Here is a 17,742-nt window from a genome sequence, read left to right as displayed (position 1 = left end):
TTTCTCGTCATTGCGAGCCGCAGGCGAAGCAATCCAGCGACCTCGTCGCCGAAGGAGAAGGACTGGATTGCTTCGCTGCGCTCGCAATGACGATTATTGTATGGCGCTGATCCGCTTGTCCGTCGGCAGCGCCGGATTGGTCCCCAACCACGCCTCCAGTGCATCGAGATCAAGCCCGGCGTCGAACGCGTCGGTGCCGGCGTTGAACACCGAGAAGCCGTCGCCGCCGCTCGCTAGGAAGTTGTTGACCGTCACCCGGTAGCGCGTCGCCGGATCGATCGGCCGGCCGCCGAGCGTGATACGCGTGATCCGGTCCCCCGCCGGCCGCTTGAGGTCATAGGCGAAGGCAAAGCCGGCCGACGGCACCAGCAGCGACTTGACCCGCGGCTGGCCATTCTCCTTGGCGAATTGCTGTTCGAGCAGCGCCTTGAGCTGCGCGCCCGTCAGCGTCTTCACCACCAGATTGTTGCCGAACGGCTGCAGCGCGAAAATGTCGCCGTAGGTGACCGTGCCGTCCGCGGCGGGCTTGAGGTCGGTGCGCACGCCGGTGGCATTGATGAAGCTCAGCTGCGCCCCGCCGCGATTGGCCGCCCGGGTGGCGCCGAGCTGGGCATCGGCGATGAGCCGCGCGGCGGTGCTCTCGCCGTCATGCTCGTCCTTGAGCGCCGGGCCGCCGAGCTTGCCGACGACGCGCTGCGCCGCGGGCCGCGCCGCGGCGGCATAACGTGAGACCAGCGCCGCGACCTGCGGGTCGGTCGCAGTCCCATCGACGGGCTTATTCTCGGCGCGCGCCGCCAGCAGCCTCTTGGCGGTCGGATCGTAGGTCAGGCGGATGTCGGTGACGAAATAGCCGTTCTTGCCCGCGCTGGTCAGCAGCCGGTCGGTCCCGCCATTTGTGACATGGCAGGCATATGCGTTGTGGGTGTGGCCCGAGACGACGACCGACACCGCCGAGTCGAGCTTGTCGAGGATCGGCAGCAGGTCGCCCGACAGGCCGTTGCAGTCGCTGGTGCGGAAGACCTCGGGAGTCCGCCCGCCCTGGTGGATCAGCAGCACGATGACGTCGGCCCCGGCTGCCTTCAATTGCGGCACCAGCGCGTTCGCGGTCGATGCTTCGTCGGCAAAGCGCAGCCCAGCGACACCCGCCGGGGTCACCAGCGTCTGCGTCTCCCGCAGCGTCATGCCGATGAAGCCGATTTTCAAGGGGCCGACGATCTTGATAGCGACGCCTGGGAAGAGCCGGCGACCGTCAGCCTCGTAAACGTTGGCCGAAAGATAGGTAAAATCCGCTCCCATGAACGGTTCGAGCCGGCACGGGATGCGAGTCGTATATTTCGCGCATCCGCCACTCTGCATCCGCACCAATTCGTTCGCGCCCTTGTCGAACTCGTGGTTGCCGACCGAGGCGAGCGCGAGCCCGGCCATGTTCATCGCCTTGATCGAAGGTTCGTCGAGGAAATAGGCCGACGCCAGCGGCGACGCGCTGATCAAATCTCCCGCGGCCACGGTAACGCTCGGATGACCGGCGCGCATCTGCGCCAGCTGAGCCGCCAGCCGCGCCGCGCCGCCGAGGCTCGCCGTCGCTTTCACCCCGCCCGGGCCCGCGTAGGTCACGGTGCCCGGCGGCGTTTCAATATTCCCATGGAAGTCGTTGATCCCGAGGATCTGCACCTCGACCGGCCCGCGCGCCGTCGCCACCGGGCGCGGCGTCGCGGTGCAGGCGGCGAGCAGCGCCGCGGCGCTACACGCGAGCAGCGAACGGCGTGAAATCAGTGTGTTCGTCATAAACATCGAGGCCCTCGGCACGCTTGAGCCCGCCGACGACCATATAGGTCAGCGGCGTCAGCAATGTCTCCCATGACACTTTGAGCGCCCACTGCGTCAACAGCAGCGTGATGACGAGGTGATGACTGAACCCCGGCACGTTCCAGAAGGCGAGCGGATAGAAGAGCAGGCTGTCGACGCCCTGCCCGACCACCGTGCTACCAATGGTTCGCGTCCACAGGTAGCGGCCCGCGGTCCACAGCTTCATTCGCGCCAGCACGAAGCTGTTGACGAACTCACCGCCCCAGAAAGCAGCGATCGAGGCGAACACGATCCGCGGCACCTGCCCGAACACCTGCTCATAGGCGGGCTGGCCATGCCAGTCGGGGCTCGGCGGAAGCGCTACCACGACGAAGCTCATGAACACCATGAACAGCAGCGCCGCGGTGCCGACCCAGATGCAGCGCCGCGCGCGGGCATAGCCGTAGACCTCGGTCAGCACGTTGCCGAGCAGGTAGGATAAGGGAAAGAAGAGGATGCCAGCGCCGAACGGCCACGGTCCGATCCACGGCAGGGTCACGGTCGCGACCTTGCCCGCGCCGATCACGTTGCTGAGCAGCAGGATGGTGACGAAGGCTGCCATCGCGGCGTCGTAGAAGCGCAGCGGCCGCCCCTCGAGCGCGTCGGCCGCGACTTTCTTTACCCCCTCGGTCATTCGTCCCGCATCCGCTAGACAGTCCTCATGACCGACGATGCACTGATCGCCGCCGCGCGCCAAGCAGCCCTCAAGGCCTACGCGCCTTATTCCCATTTCCACGTCGGCTGCGTTATCGTCAGCACGTCCGGGGATCAGGTCACCGGCGCCAACCTCGAGAACGCCTGCTACCGCCTCGGCATCTGCGCTGAGCAGAGCGCGCTGACCGCGGCGCAGCACGCCTTCGGCCTTCAGAATATCGCCCGGATCGTGGTGGCGGGCGGCGCGGCGGCCGACGGCCAACTGGCGGGCGACAGCGTAGTGACGCCGTGCGGCGGTTGCCGCCAGGCGATCCTCGAGGCGGCTCAGCTAAGCGGCACCGACATCGAGATCCTTTGCGCCAGCGGTGATGGAAGCCGTCGCGAAGCGCACCGCATCAACGCGCTCATTCCCCACGGCTTCGGCCCGGCCAACCTCGCCGACGCCGGCTAGCGGTCAGGCGGTCGCCTGCTCCAGCACCGGGGTGATGCGGTCGATGGTGTAGGGCTTTTCGAGCATCGGCGCCTGGGCAAACGCTGCCGGCGGCGGCTCGACGTGGCCGCCGGTCGCGATGATGAACGGGACGCCCTTGTCCTGCAGCATCTGCGCCACCGGCCAGACCGCTTCGCCCTTGAGATTGACGTCGAGGATCGCGCAATCGAACCCACCCGCCTCGGCCTGCACCAGTGCGTCGCGCACGCTGTCGCAGCTTGCGTGAATGGAATGACCGAGCGTCTCGAGGAAGTCCTCGAGCATCATCGCGATCAGCGGTTCGTCTTCGACGACGAGAATGGCACGCCCCGTACTCACTGCAAGGGTGCATAGGTGGCGCTTGCGGCCCACGCAAATCTATTTTTGCGCCAACACCTTACGCGCGGCCTCAGCCAGCTCCTGCACCGAAAAGGGCTTCGGCAGGAAGGCGACGTTGTCGATATCGATCGATTTCCTGAGCTGTTCCTCGGCGTATCCGGACATGAACAGCACGGGAATTTCGGGGCGCAGCTTGCGCGCTTCGCGGACCATGGTCGGGCCATCCATCAAGGGCATGACGACGTCGCTGATCATCAGGTCGATGGGGTCGCCGCGACTGACGATCTCGAGCGCTTCCTCGCCGTTGGTGGCGGTCACCACCGTATAGCCCTGGCGGGTGAGCGCGCGTTCGGCGACCGTGCGGACCATCGCCTCGTCCTCGACCAGCAGGACGTTGCCCGAGCCCCACAATTCTTCCTGCGCCGGCTTGGCGATCTTGCGCGCGGGCTCCTTGCCGCCTTCCTCGCGATAGACGGGCAGGTAAATGACGAAGCTCGTTCCCTCGCCGACCTTGCTGTCGGCGAAAATGTAGCCGCCCGATTGCTTGACGATGCCGTAGACGGTGGAGAGACCAAGGCCGGTGCCCTTGCCGACTTCCTTGGTGGTGAAGAAGGGCTCGAAGATCTTGCCCAGCACGCTCGGCGGAATGCCGCAGCCGGTGTCCGAGATGCTGAGCGCGGCATAATCGGCGATCGGCAGGATTTCGCTGCCAATTTCGGCGACTTGGTCGGCGCGCACCGAATAGGTCTGGATGGTGAGCTGGCCGCCGCCGCCCCCGGCCATCGCGTCGCGCGCGTTGACCGCGAGGTTGACGATCACCTGCTCGAGCTGGCCCGGGTCAGCGCGCACCGAGCCCAGGTCACGGCCATGCTTGACCTGCAGCGTCACCGTCTCGCCGAGGAGCCGCTTCAACAGGTGCGACACTTCGCTGACCACGTCGGGCAGCTGCAGCACCTGGGGGCGCAACGTCTGCTGGCGCGAGAAGGCAAGCAACTGGCGGGTCAGGCCGGCGGCGCGGTTCGAGTTCGACTTGATCTGCTGGATGTCGTCGTAATCGCTGTCGCCCGGCGTGTGCCGCATCAGCATGAGGTCGCAGTGGCCGATGATCGCGGTCAGGATGTTGTTGAAGTCATGGGCGACGCCGCCCGCGAGCTGGCCGACCGCCTGCATCTTGGTCGCTTGCGCGATCTGCCGCTTGAGCTTGGCTTCCTCGCTATTGTCCTTGAGCAGCAGCAGCACCACCGCGTCGCCGAGCCCGCGCAGTCCCGCGACCGTCAGCGCCACCGGCTCGGTCGGCTGGTGGACCAGGCGAACCGCGAGGTCGGTCGACATCGCCGGGCCGCGGGTATTGCGCCGCACCGCGTCAGCCACCGCGCCCTTGTCTTCCTTGACGACGAGGTCGCCGGGATAGGCAGGCGCTCCCTCGTCGCCGATCGCGCCGGCGATGCGAAACGCCTTGTTGGTGGTAAGGAAGCGTCCGTCACGATCGACCAGCGCCAGACCGACGGGAAGGATGTCGAGCAGCGCCTGGAGGTTGGCGCTGTTGCTGAGCGACGCCCCCTCGGCCGTGTCGAACATCATCGTCAGGCCGGCCTGGCCCATCCGCTCGGGATCGACTGGAATGTGCAGGAGCCGGAGCGAGCGCCCAGCGTCGGCTTCGGCGATGAGCTGCACCCGGCCGTCGTCACCGCCGCTCAGCAGTTCGGCGATCGGACGCCCGGCGAGCTCGCCGTCCAGCCCCGCCCGGTCGCGCAGCAGTCGGTTGACCGCGACCAATTCGCCGCCCGGACCGGTCACCGCGGCGAGCACGCCGGTCTTGGCGAGGATCTCGCCCTCCGCGCCGTTCATGCGGTGCTGGAGCACCTTGACCGGATCGCGCCGGGCGCGCGGCAAACGCCACAGCAGAAGGTCGGAGCGAGCGCCGACGCGCTCGACCTCGATCGCGGTCGTGCCGTCGGCGATGGCAACGTCTGTCGCGCTGCCACGGCCATCGCGCCAGGCGCTGGCCCGCAACTGCGTCAGCGCCTCAGCCGCGTCGGCTTCAGCGCCGATGTCAGCAGCGGTAGCGGCCTCCGGGAAGCGCTGGCGGAAGGCGTGGTTGACGGTGATCAGCCGGCCCTCGCCATCGGAGAGCGCGGCCGGTTCGGGCGACAGCGACAGCGCCGAGCCGACTAATGAATAATCGGTCGCGGCGACCGTCACCGGCGCAACCTTGGCCGATCGGCGCGCGGCCAGCCACGTCAGCCCGCCGGCGAGCGCCGTGCCGAGCGCCAGCATCGCGGCAATCAACGTGGAGCCCGCCACAAACGCGATCGCCGCCCCGCTGAGCAGGGCGGCGACGATGAGCGCGGGTATCAGCCAGGGCTCGCCACGGCCGAGCGGTTCTGCGTCGAGCGTGGCGAGCCTGGAGTGCAACATCAGCTTACCATACGCGGACGCGCTGCTCGGGCGCCAGATAAAGCTGCTGGCCCGGCTGGACCTGATAGGCCTGATACCAGGGGTCGAGGTTGCGAACGACCGAGACGCGCTGCTGGTTGGGCGAGTGCGGATCGGTGATCAGCCGCTGGCGCATCGCCGCTTCGCGAATCTTGCCCCGCCAAACCTGCGCCCAGCCGAGGTAAAAGCGCTGGTCGCCGGTCATCCCGTCGATCACCGGCGCCGGCTGACCACCGAGCGAATGCTGGTAGGCGTCATAGGCCACCGTCAGGCCGGCGAGGTCACCGATATTCTCGCCGAGCGTCAGCGCGCCCTGGACGTGGGCGCCCGGGAAGATTTCGTAGGCGTCATACTGGGCGACGAGCTTCTGAGTTGCCGCCTTGAACGCGGCGACATCCTGCGGCGTCCACCAGTCACGCAGCTGCCCGGTCTCGTCATATTTCGAGCCTTGGTCGTCGAAGTGGTGGCTGATCTCGTGCCCGATCACCGCGCCGATGCCGCCATAATTGATGGCTGGATCGGCGTTGGGATCGAAGAAGGGCGGCTGGAGGATCGCCGCCGGGAAGACCACCTCGGCCATGCCGAAGTTGGCATAAGCGTTGATGGTCATTGGGGTCATGCCCCATTCCCACTTGCGCACCGGCCCGCCGAGCTTGCCGAGGTCGTAAGCGGTGTCGAACTCGTTCGAGCGCATCGCGTTGCCGAGCAGGTCGTCGGGCTTGATCTCGAGCCCGCTATAGTCGCGCCACTGGCTCGGATAGCCGATCTTGGCGGTGAAGTTGGCGAGCTTCAGCCGCGCGCGGCGCTTGGTCTCGGGCGCCATCCAGGCGAGCCCGTCGATCCGCCGGCCCATCGCGTCGATCACGTTGTGGACGAGCTGGTCCGCCGCAGCCTTGGTCTCGGGCGGGAAATATTGCGCGACGTAGAGCTTGCTCACCTCATCGCCGACCGCGCCGGTGGTGAAATTCACCGCCCGCCGCCAGCGCGGCTCCTGCTGCGGAACACCCGACAAGGTGGTGCCGAAGAAAGCGAAACGCTCCTGGTCGAACGCCTTGGGCAGGTAGCTCGCATAGCCGTCGAGCGCGCGGATCAGCAGCTGATCCTTGAGCACGCTGAGCGGCGCGCGGGCGACGGTCTTGGCGATGCCGGTCATCGCGCTCGGCTGGCCGACGATCACTTCGCGGACGTTGACGCCTTCCGAGCGGAGCATCTTGGCGAAATCGAAACCCGGGGCACGGCGGCTCAATTCGGCCACGGTCATCTTGTTATAGGTCAGCGTCGCATCGCGGTTCTGGACCTGGGTCCAGTGCGACTTGGCGATGTCGGTCTCGAACGCCATCAGCGCCTTGGCGCGCGCCTCGGCGTTGGGCTCACCCGCCAGCGTGAACATCCGGGCGAGGTGCGCGACATAGGCCGTACGGATGGCGGCAAGCTTCGGATCGTCCTTGAGGTAATAGTCCCGGTCGGGCATCCCGATCCCGCCCTGGGTCAGCGTCAGCGCATATTGCGTGTTGACCTTGTCATCGACGTTGACGAACCCGATCACCGGCCCGAACACTCCGACCCGGCTCGTCCGGCCGAGGAGCGCCGGATAGTCGGCCTTGCTCTTGAGCGCCTTCACCTCGGCCATGAACGGCTTGAGCGGGGTCAGGCCCTTCGCCTCGATCCCGGCCTCGTCCATGAAGCTCGCATAGGCCGCGCCGATCTTGTTGTTCGGATCCTTGGCGGCATTCTCGATAATCGTGCGGGTGCGCGACTTGGACAGGTCGTCGAGCACGTTGAACGAGCCGTAGCCCGACTTGTCCGCGGGAATGACCGCATTCTTCTGCCAGGTGCCATTGGCGTAATTGTAGAAGCTGTCGCCGGGCTTGACGGTCTGGTCCATGCCCGCGGTGTCGAAGCCATAATCGCCGAACGTCGGCTTAGGCCGCGGTGCCTCGGCGATCGCCGCTTCCACGGTCGCGGCGGCGTCGGCGGCGGCGGCGGCTTCGACTTGCGGCGAGGGCGGCGCAAAGCAGCCGGTCAACGCGGTCGTGGCACCCAGGAGAATGAACCAACGCTTCATCGATATGTCCCCAATGCTTTGGAAAAAGGCTAGAACTTAACTTCCGATCGCTGCCGTCTTCGCCACTTGGAAGCGACCCGCCAGCGCCAAACGACGATCGACAGGGCCCAGCCGACCAACGCCACGGCCGCGGCGATGACGAACAGCCCGCTGATCATCGCCGGCGCCGCGTCGGACAGCAGCCAGCGCGACCATTCGGCAATACCAGCGCCTTGCTGCAACAGGCGGTCGAAGGTGGCAAGATCGGCATGAAAGCCGAGCCGGTTGCCGACCAGGATCGCCATGGCGATGAAGAAGGGAGTGGTCGCCGGGTTCGACAGGAAGGTCATCGCTGCCGCGATGGGAACATTGCCGCGCAGGGGCACGCACATCAGCGCCGCGCCGACGATCTGGACGCCGGGGACCATCAGGAAGATGCCGATGAACAGCCCGGCTAAGACCCCGCGCGGGACCGATCGGCGGGTGAAGCGCCAGAGCTGCGAGTGACGGACCCGGGCCCCGAACGGTTTCAGCCAGCGGCTTTCCAGCACCTCGTCACGCGACGGCATCGCTTTCTTCGCGAGCCGCTGGAACAGACCCTGGCGGTCAGCCATGCGAGCGCAGCAACCGCCCCTGCTCGCGCTTCCAGTCGCGCTCCTTGATCGTCTCGCGCTTGTCGTGGGTCTTCTTGCCCCGCGCCAGCGCCAGCTCCAGCTTCGCGCGGCCAGCCGAATTGAAATAGATCGACAAAGGCACCAGCGTCAGCCCCTGACGGGTGATCGCGCCGTTCAACTTGTCGATCTCGCGCTTGCGCAGCAGCAACCGCCGCTTCCGCCGCGGCTCGTGGTTCATGTAGCTGCCGTTCTTATATTCGGGGATGTGCGAGTTGATCAGCACGATCTCCTCACCATCCATCGTCGCATAGCTTTCGGCGATCGACCCTTCGCCGTTGCGCAGCGCCTTGACCTCGGTGCCCTTGAGCTCGATCCCCGCCTCGAACCGGTCCTCGACGAAATAATCGTACCGCGCCCGCCGGTTCTCGGCGACCACGGTCTGCTTGTCGAAGGTCGGGGGAAGCGGTTTCGGCATGAGCGGTCCGACCCTCTAGGCCGAGGCGCCGCAGAGCGCAAAGCCTGTCCGGCGTCTTATTTGATCGCGATCACGGTGATGGCCCGTGCAAATGAGACGATCACGCCGACCAGCAGCAGGAGATGATAGGCCCTCCAGCGGACGACGGCGGCGATGAGATACGCCAAGGGCAACCACGCAGCCGCTAGGAACCTTTCGAATCCGAATGGCCGGGGCGCGACCGCAAAGACAACGGCATAGGCCTCGAATAAGCTCAGGCTGATGCAAAGGGAACCATAGGTCACCCCGCGCAACGCATAATAATGCTCTTTGAGGTCGACACTCATCTTGCCTTCGCGCTCGCCGAGCACCGAGGCGGCAGCGACGTAGAGCGCCATCAGCTTCGCCACCTGGAACAGCGCCTGACCGACCGTAAAGGACGCGCGGTCGTGGTACCACCACTGGTCCGCCCAGACGTACACGAGGATCATGATGATCAGGATGGTCTGGAGCACGGGCTCAGGGGCCCAGCGGACCTGCCGCCCCGCCCGCAGCAGCTTCGCGATGGACGAGGCAATCTCGGTCAGTGCCAGGCCGAGAATGACCGAACTTAGCCCGAAGAAAATCTCGGAGGGCGTCATGCCCCGGGAACAAGCCCCGCATGCGCCAGCGCCGCGTCGACCGCCTTCCGGCTCGCCTCGCCGGCCGGCGTCATTGGCGCGCGCAATTCCGTCGGGAAACCCGGCCGCACCTTGCCAAGCGCATATTTGACCGGCCCCGGCGAGGCGTCGGTGAAGAGCGCGGCGTGGAGCGGGAACAGGCGGTCCTGCAGCTCGAGCGCCGCGGCATAGTCGCCGCGCAGAGTCGCTTCCTGGAACTCAGCGCACAGCTTCGGTGCGACGTTGGCTGTGACGCTGATACAGCCGCGACCGCCCATTGCGTTGAAGGCCAGCGCCATGTCGTCATTGCCCGAAATCTGGACGAAGTCGGGCCCGCAGGCTGCGCGCTGCGCCGACACCCGCGCGATCGCGCCGGTCGCATCCTTGACCCCGACCACGTTTGGCAACTGCGCCAGCCGACCCATCGTCTCCACCGATATGTCAGTCACGGTCCGCGCGGGCACGTTGTAGAGCACCACCGGAATCCCAACTTCCGCCACCCGGCTCAGGTGCAGGTAGATGCCGTCCTGGTTCGGACGATTGTAATAAGGCGGCACGTGCAGCGCCGCCGCCGCGCCGAGTTCGGCGGCCATTTCGGTCAGCTTGACCGCATGCGCCGTATCATTCGCCCCGCAACCCGCGATCACCGGCACCCGGCCCGCGGCGACCTCGATCGCCAGTTCTACCACCCGGCGATGCTCCTCGAAGTTCAGCGTCGCCGCCTCGCCCGTGGTGCCGCAGGCAACCAACCCATGCGTCCCCTCGGCGATCTGCCACTCGATCAGGTCGCGAAAGGCGGCCTCGTCGAACTGGCCTGCGGTGAACGGAGTCACCAGCGCGGGGAATGAACCGGAAAACATGGGCGTGCCCCCTCACCGGGAGTCTCCCGGTCCTGTAGAACGAATAATCGCTGGCGTTCAGCAGACGATAAGGACTGGGGGCGGATGATGTCCAGCATGACGCGATTGGCCGTGGCACTATCGGGCACCCTGGCTTCCGCCGCTCTCGCGAGCTCGGCGCAATATCTGGTGCCCGTGCCCTCGGCGCCGGTCGTTTCCCCCGCGGCTTATTCCTATGCCGGCGACGTCAACGGCGCGATCCAGGACTGGCGGCGCCTGAGCCAGTCGAGCGGTTACGCCTTCGTCGACTATGCGCGCTTTCTGATCGCCAATCCCGATTGGCCGGGCGAAACCAGTATGCGCCGCGCCGCCGAGAGGCAGATGCGGCCGGGCGAGGATGCCGCGACCGTCGTCGCCTTCTTCCGCACCGATCAGCCGACCACCGGCAACGGCTGGACTCGGCTGGCGGAAAGCCTCGCCACGCAGGGCCGCGCGACCGAAGCACTTGCCGCCGCGCGCGAGGCGTGGGCCGGCTCCAACCTCACGCCGACCGACGAAAATTCGCTCTACCAGCGGTTTGGCAGCCAGTTCACCACCGCCGACATGGACCGCCGCGTCGATCGCCTGCTGCTCGAGCGCAATACGACCAACGCGCAGCGGTTGCTGCCCTCGACCAGCCCGGCACGACAGGCCGCCTTCGCCGCTCGCATCGCGATGCAGCTTCGCTCGCCCGATACCGAGACGCTCTACAATCATGTGATCGGCCAGGTGACCACCGATGCCGGGTTGATGATGGAACGGGCGCGTTACCTGAAGGACGCGGGCTGGGACCCGGCGCTGCGCCAACTGCTCGCCCGGCCGCACCAGTTCACGACCCGTCCGGTCGACGTCGAGAAATGGTATGAGCTGCAACTCGCCGCCGCGCAGGGCGCCGCGCGCGACCGCCAGTTCACCACGGCCTACAACATCGCTCGGCAAGTCGACGATGCGCTTCCCGCTGGGGCGCAGCTCGCACTCCAATCCTATGGCGTGCGCGACGATTATACCTTGCTGACCTGGCTCGCCGGGGTCAGCGCACTGCGCGGCATGAATCGTCCGGCCGACGCCGTGCCGATGTTCGACCGCTATTCGCAGGGCGGCCGCTCGCTCCAGGTGGTCTCCAAGGGCGCTTACTGGGCCGGTCGTGCCGCCGCTCAGGCCGGGCAATACGCCCAGGCCACCTCCTATTTCAGCCGCGCCGCGGCCTATCCCGAACTATTCTATGGCCAGCTGGCGCTCGAGCGGCTTGGTCGCCCGGTCCCTGTGCCCGGGGCGACGTTCGCCACCCCGACCGCGCTCCAGCGCCAATCCTTCCAGTCGCGCCGGCTGGTCCGCGCACTGCAGGCGCTCAACGCCGGCGGCTACCGCCAGGAAGCCGCGCTGTTCGTCCGCGCGGTAAGCGAATCGGTGCATACCGACGCCGACCGCCAGCTCGCGATCGAGTTCGGCAACCAGATCGGGCGCCCCGACCTCGCCGTGTGGACCGCCCGATCGGCCCGCAACGACGGCAGCGCCTTCTACAATCGCCAGGGCTATCCGACGGTCGAGCACGCCATCGCCGACCCCAGCCTGTGGAGCCTGACCCACGGCATCGCCCGCCAGGAAAGCTCGTTCGACCGCAGCGCGGTGAGCGGCGCCGGCGCCCGCGGGATCATGCAGCTGATGCCCGGCACCGCTTCCGAGCAGGCCGGCAAGCTCGGCTACGGCTATGACGGCGGGCGGCTGATCACCGATCCGGCCTACAATGTCATGCTTGGCTCGGCGTACTTCCAGCGGCTGGTGGCCCGCTGGGGCGGCAGCTATCCGCTCGCCATCGCCAGCTACAATGCCGGATCGGGCAATGTTGCCAAGTGGATCGCCGCCAATGGCGACCCGCGGCGACCCGGCGCCGACGTCGTGTCGTGGATCGAGGACATCCCGTTCAGCGAGACCCGCGGCTACGTTCAGCGCGTGCTCGAGAACACCGTCGTCTACGACCGCCTGAACCCGCAGCCGTCGACGCCGCCGCGCTATCTCAGCACCTTCCTCGGCAAGGATCGGCTGGGCTAGAGCCTCCCGCATGGGAGATCGCTTCATCACGCCGCGAGGCTTTGCCGCCATCCGCGCCGAATATGACCAGCTGTTCGGGTCCGAGCGCCCCAAGCTGGTCGAGACGATCAGCTGGGCCGCGGGCAATGGCGACCGTTCGGAAAATGGCGACTACATCTACGGCCGCAAGCGGCTGCGCGAGATCGACCGGCGCTTAAGCTATCTCGCCAAGGTGATGAAGACCGCCAAGGTGGTCGACCCCGCCGCGCAAGGTGATCAGGGGCAGGTGCGGTTCGGCGCCACGGTCGAGCTTGCCGACGAAGACGACGCCCGCCGCACCCTAACATTGGTCGGCGAGGACGAGGCCGACGCCAGCGGTGGTCACATCAGTTGGCGCAGCCCGATCGCCAAGGCGCTAGTCGGCGCCAGGATTGGCGACGAACGCATCGTCCGCCTTCCCGCGGGCGAGAAGAGCTACGAAGTACTGGCGATCCGCTACCCGCAGACCTAGCCGATCGGCGGCGCCGCATTCTCGCCCACCACGCGGATCGACAGCTCTTTGAGCTGCTTCATCGTCACCGGCGCGGGCGCGTTCATCATCAAATCCTCGGCCTTCTGGTTCATCGGGAAGACCACCACCTCGCGGATGTTGGGCTCGCCCGCGAGCAGCATGACGATCCGGTCGATGCCCGGCGCCGACCCGCCGTGCGGCGGCGCGCCGTACTTGAAGGCGTTGATCATGCCCGAGAAATTCTCGTCGACCTGGGCCTGGGTGTAGCCGGCGATTTCGAATGCCTTGTACATGATGTCCGGACGGTGGTTCCGGATCGCGCCGCTCGACAGCTCCACGCCGTTGCAGACGATGTCATACTGCCAGGCGAGGATATCCAAGGGGTCCTTGGTCTCGAGCGCCTCCAGCTCGCCCTGCGGCATCGAGAAGGGGTTGTGGCTGAAGTCGACCTTCTTCGCGTCCTCGTCATATTCGAACATCGGGAAGTCGACGATCCAGCAGAATTCGAACTTGTTCTCGTCGATCAGGCCGAGCTGCTGCCCGACGCGGGTCCGCGCAAAGCCCGCGAGCTTGGCCGCTTCGGCTTCCTTGCCCGCGGCGAAGAAGATGCCGTCGTCGGGCCCGAGACCGAGCTCGGCGGCCAGCTTGTTCATTCCCTCGGTGCCGTGATTCTTGGCAATGGGACCACCCCACTCGCCGCCCTTGCGGGTGGCGTAGCCGAGCCCGGCGAAGCCCTCGCCCCGCGCCCAGTCATTCATCTCGTCGAAGAACTTGCGGCTCTTGTCGGCGGTGCCCGGCGCCGGGATGGCGCGAACGAACCCGCCGCCGTCGACGATCTTCGCAAATAGCCCGAAGCCCGAGCCAACGAAATGCTGGCCGACGTCGCTGATCAGGATCGGGTTGCGCAGGTCCGGCTTGTCGTTGCCGTACTTGAGCATCGATTCCTTGTACGGGATGCGGGGGAAGGCGCCTTCGGTTACCTGGCGGCCGTCGGCGAACTCGCGGAAAACGCCCGCCAGCACCGGCTCGATCGCATTGAACACGTCGTCCTGGGTGACGAAGCTCATCTCGAAGTCGAGCTGGTAGAACTCACCCGGGCTGCGGTCGGCGCGCGCATCCTCGTCGCGGAAGCAGGGCGCGATCTGGAAGTAACGGTCGAAGCCCGCAACCATCAGCAGCTGCTTGAACATCTGCGGCGCCTGAGGAAGCGCGTAGAACTTGCCCGGGTGGACCCGGCTCGGGACCAGATAGTCGCGCGCGCCCTCGGGGCTCGACGCGGTCAGGATCGGGGTCTGGAATTCGGTAAAGCCCTGCTCGACCATCCGCCGCCGGATCGAGGCGATGACGTTCGAGCGCAACAGGATGTTGGCGTGCAGCCGCTCGCGCCGGAGGTCGAGGTAGCGATACTTGAGACGGATATCCTCAGGGTACTCCTGCTCGCCCGCGACCGGCAGCGGCAGCTCGGCCGCCGCGCTCTGCACCGTCACGCCGCGCGCGAAGACCTCGATGTCGCCGGTCGGCAGGTTGGCGTTGGTGGTGCCCGGCGCGCGGTCCTTGACCAGTCCGTCGATGGTCACCACCGATTCCACCCGCAGCCGCTCGAGCACCGGCAGCGCCGGGCTGTCGCTGTCGGCCACGACCTGGGTCATCCCGTAATGGTCGCGCAGGTCGACGAACAGCACCCCGCCATGATCGCGCTTGCGGTGGACCCAGCCCGAGATGCGGACTTCCTCGCCGACATTCTCCTTCCGGAGCTGGCCGCAGGTGTGGGTGCGATAGGCGTGCATGGTCGTTGGCTCACTATGGTCGAGGGTGCCGGGAAAGCGGGCCGCGCTTCCCCTTCCCCTCCCCTTTTGTCAACCCGCGCCCACCTCGCTAGAGCGGGCATAACATGCAGATTCACCCACTTATCACCGACAGCGCTACCCTTGCCGCGCTGATCGAGCGCCTCGCCACTCACGACTTCGTCGCCGTCGACACCGAGTTCATGCGCGAGAACAGCTACTGGCCCGACCTGTGCCTGCTCCAGATCGCCTCGCCCGAAGAGGCCGCGGCGATCGATCCCAAGGCCGACGGACTCGACCTTCAGCCGCTTTGGGACCTGCTGGTCGACAATGAGGACGTCCTCAAGGTCTTCCACGCCGGCGGCCAGGACGTCGAGATCGTGGTCAACCTGACCGGCAAGGTGCCGCACCCGCTGTTCGACACGCAGGTGGCGGCAATGGCCTTGGGCTATGGCGAGCAGGTCGGCTACTCGAACCTCATCGAATCCATGCTCGGCCACACGCTCGACAAGGGCGCGCGCTTCACCGACTGGAGCCGGCGGCCGCTCGACAAGCGCCAGATCGATTATGCGATCGGCGACGTCACGCACCTCGCCACCATTTTCCCCAAGATGGTCGCCAAGCTGAAGCGTACCAACCGCGGCCAATGGCTCGACGAGGAGATGGAGCGGCTGGCCGACCTGTCCTCCTTCGTCTTCGCGCCCGAGGAGGCGTGGAAGCGCCTCAAGCTGCCCAGCCGCAATCCGACCGTGCTCGGCCGCCTCAAGGCGATCGCTGCCTGGCGCGAGGTCGAGGCCCGCGGCAAGAACCTGCCGCGCGGGCGGATCATCAAGGACGACACGCTCAACGAGCTCGCTGCCCACCCGCCCAAAAATCAGGACGATCTCGGCAAGGTCCGCGGGCTGTCGGCAGGCTGGCGCAACAACGACATCGGCGCACGCCTGATGCAGGCGATCGCCGCCGCCAAGCCGCTCGAGCCCGACGAACTGCCCGATCGCGAGCCGCGCCGACCGGGCCTGACCAAGGATGGCGCGCTGGTCAGCGACCTCCTGAAGCTCCTCCTCAAGATCCGCGCCAAGGAAGCCGGGGTCGCGCCCAAGCTGATCGCCCGTTCGGATGAGCTGGAGGCGCTCGCCGCCGGGGTGCGCAAAGGCCTGGCGATCCTCACCGGCTGGCGGTTCGAGGAATTCGGCCGCGATGCGCTCGCCTTGGTCGAAGGCCGCCTCGCCTTCGCGATCGAGGACGGCAAATTGAAGATGACCCGCACGCTGGAGACCGCCGAATGACCCGTCGCCTCGCCGTCCCGCTGATCGCACTGCTGCTCGGCGGCTGTGTCACCCTGTTCGACCCGGGCTCGCCGCCCAAGGCAAGCTGCTCGGCTGACGAACTGACCGACTATGTCGGCAAGACCGCCACCGCCAAGCTCGGCGAGGACATCATGCAGGCCGCGGGCGCCAAGATGCTGCAATGGCTGCAACCCGGGCAGGCGGCGACGATGGACTTCCGCGGCGACCGGCTGCGGGTCCAGCTCGACGCTAACAACAAGGTCGTCTCGGCCCGCTGCGGCTAGGCCAGCTCGAGCACCGGATCGAGGCCGAGCATCACGGCAAGTTGCTTGAACCGCTTGCGAACGGCCTCCGAATAAAGGCTCGAATCGCTCCGCTTGAGCGACAGCACGAGATGCCCGTCGGTCACGCCGATCCGCGCGCGCTTGAGCAGGCTGGCGGTCCCACCGCTCAGCCGCTGCGCCAGTCGGATCGCCGAGCCCCAGCGGTCGGCGTGCTCGAGCACCCTTTCCTCGACCAGCTCGCCCAGTGCGGGATCAAACACGTCGCCACCGAAGGCGGCGTTGAGCGTCCGGCCGAGGATCGTCCGCCCTTCGGCGTCGATCCCGACCCAATTACCGTGCAGCCCCATGTCGACCGCCCACTCGGCGCGGAAGTCGGGGTGTGCGTTCCAAGCGACATCGGCGAGGAAGCACGCCGCCAGCCGCAGCCGCGCGGCGGGCAGATTGTCGTCAGGGAACAAGGGCGCGATCCAGCGGTCGAGCAAGGCGCCATGGTCGCCGAACCGGCCCAGCCGCTCGCCCGCTTCGAGCGCCGCCACCAACAGTGGATCCTCGCGCCGCCGCGCGGCGGTCAGGTCGTCGTAGAGGATGCCCTCGCGCAGTCCGAAGGCGCTGGTGACCACGCGCGTCGGCTGGAGCACCCGGCAGGCGGCGTCGAGGACGGCCGCCGCTGCGGGCAGGGTCTGCAGGCGCGAGGTCGACACGCCGACCTGGGCCCGCAACGCCTCGATCGAGGTTGAACGGACCAGGTTGCGCAAGTCGCGCACCCGTTGCGGCGTCATCCCATGCTGATGGACGATCGGCAGCGGATGGTCGGAGAGGGTGAGGTCGAGCGAAGCGAACGCCCGGAACGACCCGCCGACGAGATAGAGATTGCCGCCACTCGCGGCCTCGACGATCGCCTTGGGCACGCCCTTCTTGAGGGTCGCGGCGACGCTGCGCGCGCTGGCCTTGTCGCCCAGCCGGAGCACCCCGATCGGCAGCGACACGCCCGGTCCCGGCTGGCCGTCGGCGATCGGGGTCAATTCGAGACTGCCGCCGCCAAGATCGGCGACCACCCCGCGCGCCTGGGGGATCGCCGAGATCACGCCCAGCGCCGACAGCCGCGCCTCCTCCTCGCCCGGAATGACCTTGGGCTCGATCCCCGCCTTGCGCGCGCGGGCGAGGAAGACGGCCGCGTTGCTCGCATCGCGGACCGCCGCCGTCGCCACCGCATGCACCTTGGCGAGCTTCATTTCCTTCGCGAGCAGCCGAAAGCGCGCGAGCGCCTCGATCGCCGTGTCCATCGCGGGTTCGCTCAGCTCGCCCGTCTCCGCCAGGCCGCGCCCAAGCCCGGCCATGACTTTCTCGTTGAACAGCATCGAGGGCAGCCGCTCCGACCCGCCGTAGGCGACAAAGCGCACGCTGTTCGACCCGATGTCGATGATCCCCACCGGTCCGAAGTCGCTCTTGACCGGCAT

Annotated in this window: 16 protein-coding genes; 5 read left to right on the top strand and 11 right to left on the bottom strand. The window is 67.1% G+C overall.

From position 1 onward, the window contains the following. Positions 1-93 precede the first annotated feature (93 nt). Positions 94-1,785, bottom strand: a complete 1,692-nt coding sequence (locus tag GCU42_RS00165) for a bifunctional metallophosphatase/5'-nucleotidase (RefSeq protein ID WP_114228842.1) — start codon at positions 1,783-1,785, stop codon at positions 94-96. Then, the gene (locus tag GCU42_RS00160; RefSeq protein WP_114228841.1) at positions 1,742-2,479 is read right to left on the bottom strand and encodes a queuosine precursor transporter; all 738 of its coding nucleotides are present in this window, start codon (positions 2,477-2,479) and stop codon (positions 1,742-1,744) included. The genes GCU42_RS00165 and GCU42_RS00160 overlap by 44 nt, the downstream gene beginning before the upstream one ends. A 27-nt stretch (positions 2,480-2,506) precedes the next feature. On the opposite strand from GCU42_RS00160, the gene GCU42_RS00155 reads away from it, so the two are divergent. Next, positions 2,507-2,950, top strand: coding sequence for a cytidine deaminase (locus tag GCU42_RS00155; protein WP_114228840.1), 444 nt, complete (start codon positions 2,507-2,509; stop codon positions 2,948-2,950). A 3-nt stretch (positions 2,951-2,953) separates the two neighbouring features. Here the strand turns inward: GCU42_RS00155 and GCU42_RS00150 are convergent, their stop codons facing one another. Genes GCU42_RS00150 through dapA form a run of 7 tightly spaced genes read right to left on the bottom strand, consistent with a single transcriptional unit; the run spans position 2,954 to position 10,374 of the window. Continuing rightward, the gene (locus GCU42_RS00150) at positions 2,954-3,307 is read right to left on the bottom strand and encodes a response regulator (protein ID WP_114228839.1); all 354 of its coding nucleotides are present in this window, start codon (positions 3,305-3,307) and stop codon (positions 2,954-2,956) included. A gap of 39 nt (positions 3,308-3,346) precedes the next feature. Next, entirely contained in the window at positions 3,347-5,725 is a 2,379-nt protein-coding gene (locus GCU42_RS00145; protein WP_114228838.1) for a hybrid sensor histidine kinase/response regulator, read from the bottom strand. A gap of 4 nt (positions 5,726-5,729) precedes the next feature. After that, complete coding sequence (locus tag GCU42_RS00140) at positions 5,730-7,808, bottom strand: M13 family metallopeptidase (protein ID WP_114228837.1); 2,079 nt, start codon at positions 7,806-7,808, stop codon at positions 5,730-5,732. A gap of 29 nt (positions 7,809-7,837) precedes the next feature. Continuing rightward, positions 7,838-8,401: a DUF2062 domain-containing protein gene (locus GCU42_RS00135; RefSeq protein ID WP_114228836.1), complete on the bottom strand. Its 564-nt coding sequence runs from the start codon at positions 8,399-8,401 to the stop codon at positions 7,838-7,840. After that, the gene (smpB, locus tag GCU42_RS00130) at positions 8,394-8,876 is read right to left on the bottom strand and encodes an SsrA-binding protein SmpB (protein WP_114228835.1); all 483 of its coding nucleotides are present in this window, start codon (positions 8,874-8,876) and stop codon (positions 8,394-8,396) included. Before smpB ends, GCU42_RS00135 begins: the two co-directional genes overlap by 8 nt. Before the next feature lie 56 nt (positions 8,877-8,932). Continuing rightward, positions 8,933-9,496, bottom strand: a complete 564-nt coding sequence (locus GCU42_RS00125; RefSeq protein ID WP_114228834.1) for a hypothetical protein — start codon at positions 9,494-9,496, stop codon at positions 8,933-8,935. Further along, positions 9,493-10,374: a 4-hydroxy-tetrahydrodipicolinate synthase gene (gene dapA / locus GCU42_RS00120; RefSeq protein WP_114228833.1), complete on the bottom strand. Its 882-nt coding sequence runs from the start codon at positions 10,372-10,374 to the stop codon at positions 9,493-9,495. Before dapA ends, GCU42_RS00125 begins: the two co-directional genes overlap by 4 nt. Positions 10,375-10,470: 96 nt before the next feature. Between dapA and GCU42_RS00115 the strand changes: the two genes are divergently transcribed. Both GCU42_RS00115 and greB read left to right on the top strand, forming a co-directional pair. Beyond that, a complete protein-coding gene (locus tag GCU42_RS00115) occupies positions 10,471-12,441 on the top strand; it encodes a lytic transglycosylase domain-containing protein (protein WP_162789335.1) in 1,971 nt (656 codons plus the stop codon). Positions 12,442-12,451: 10 nt separating this feature from the next. After that, on the top strand, positions 12,452-12,931 hold the full coding sequence (gene greB / locus GCU42_RS00110) for a transcription elongation factor GreB (RefSeq protein WP_114228831.1): 480 nt from the start codon (positions 12,452-12,454) through the stop codon (positions 12,929-12,931). Here greB and aspS read toward each other — a convergent pair. Beyond that, a complete protein-coding gene (aspS, locus tag GCU42_RS00105; protein WP_114228830.1) occupies positions 12,928-14,718 on the bottom strand; it encodes an aspartate--tRNA ligase in 1,791 nt (596 codons plus the stop codon). The genes greB and aspS overlap by 4 nt on opposite strands. A gap of 104 nt (positions 14,719-14,822) precedes the next feature. Here aspS and rnd point away from each other — a divergent pair, with 104 nt between their 5' ends. Continuing rightward, the gene (rnd, locus tag GCU42_RS00100) at positions 14,823-16,001 is read left to right on the top strand and encodes a ribonuclease D (RefSeq protein ID WP_114228829.1); all 1,179 of its coding nucleotides are present in this window, start codon (positions 14,823-14,825) and stop codon (positions 15,999-16,001) included. Further along, entirely contained in the window at positions 15,998-16,285 is a 288-nt protein-coding gene (locus tag GCU42_RS00095) for an I78 family peptidase inhibitor (RefSeq protein WP_114228828.1), read from the top strand. Before rnd ends, GCU42_RS00095 begins: the two co-directional genes overlap by 4 nt. Here the strand turns inward: GCU42_RS00095 and GCU42_RS00090 are convergent. Further along, positions 16,282-17,742: a Ppx/GppA family phosphatase gene (locus GCU42_RS00090; RefSeq protein ID WP_114228827.1), complete on the bottom strand. Its 1,461-nt coding sequence runs from the start codon at positions 17,740-17,742 to the stop codon at positions 16,282-16,284. The two genes, GCU42_RS00095 and GCU42_RS00090, sit on opposite strands and share 4 nt — an antisense overlap.

The organism is Sphingomonas ginsengisoli An et al. 2013, from assembly GCF_009363895.1.
In the GTDB taxonomy this organism is placed as follows: Bacteria; Pseudomonadota; Alphaproteobacteria; order Sphingomonadales; family Sphingomonadaceae; genus Sphingomicrobium; species Sphingomicrobium ginsengisoli.
The sequence above is the reverse complement of the archived record's forward strand: the minus strand, read 5'-3'. Positions and strand labels throughout refer to the sequence as shown.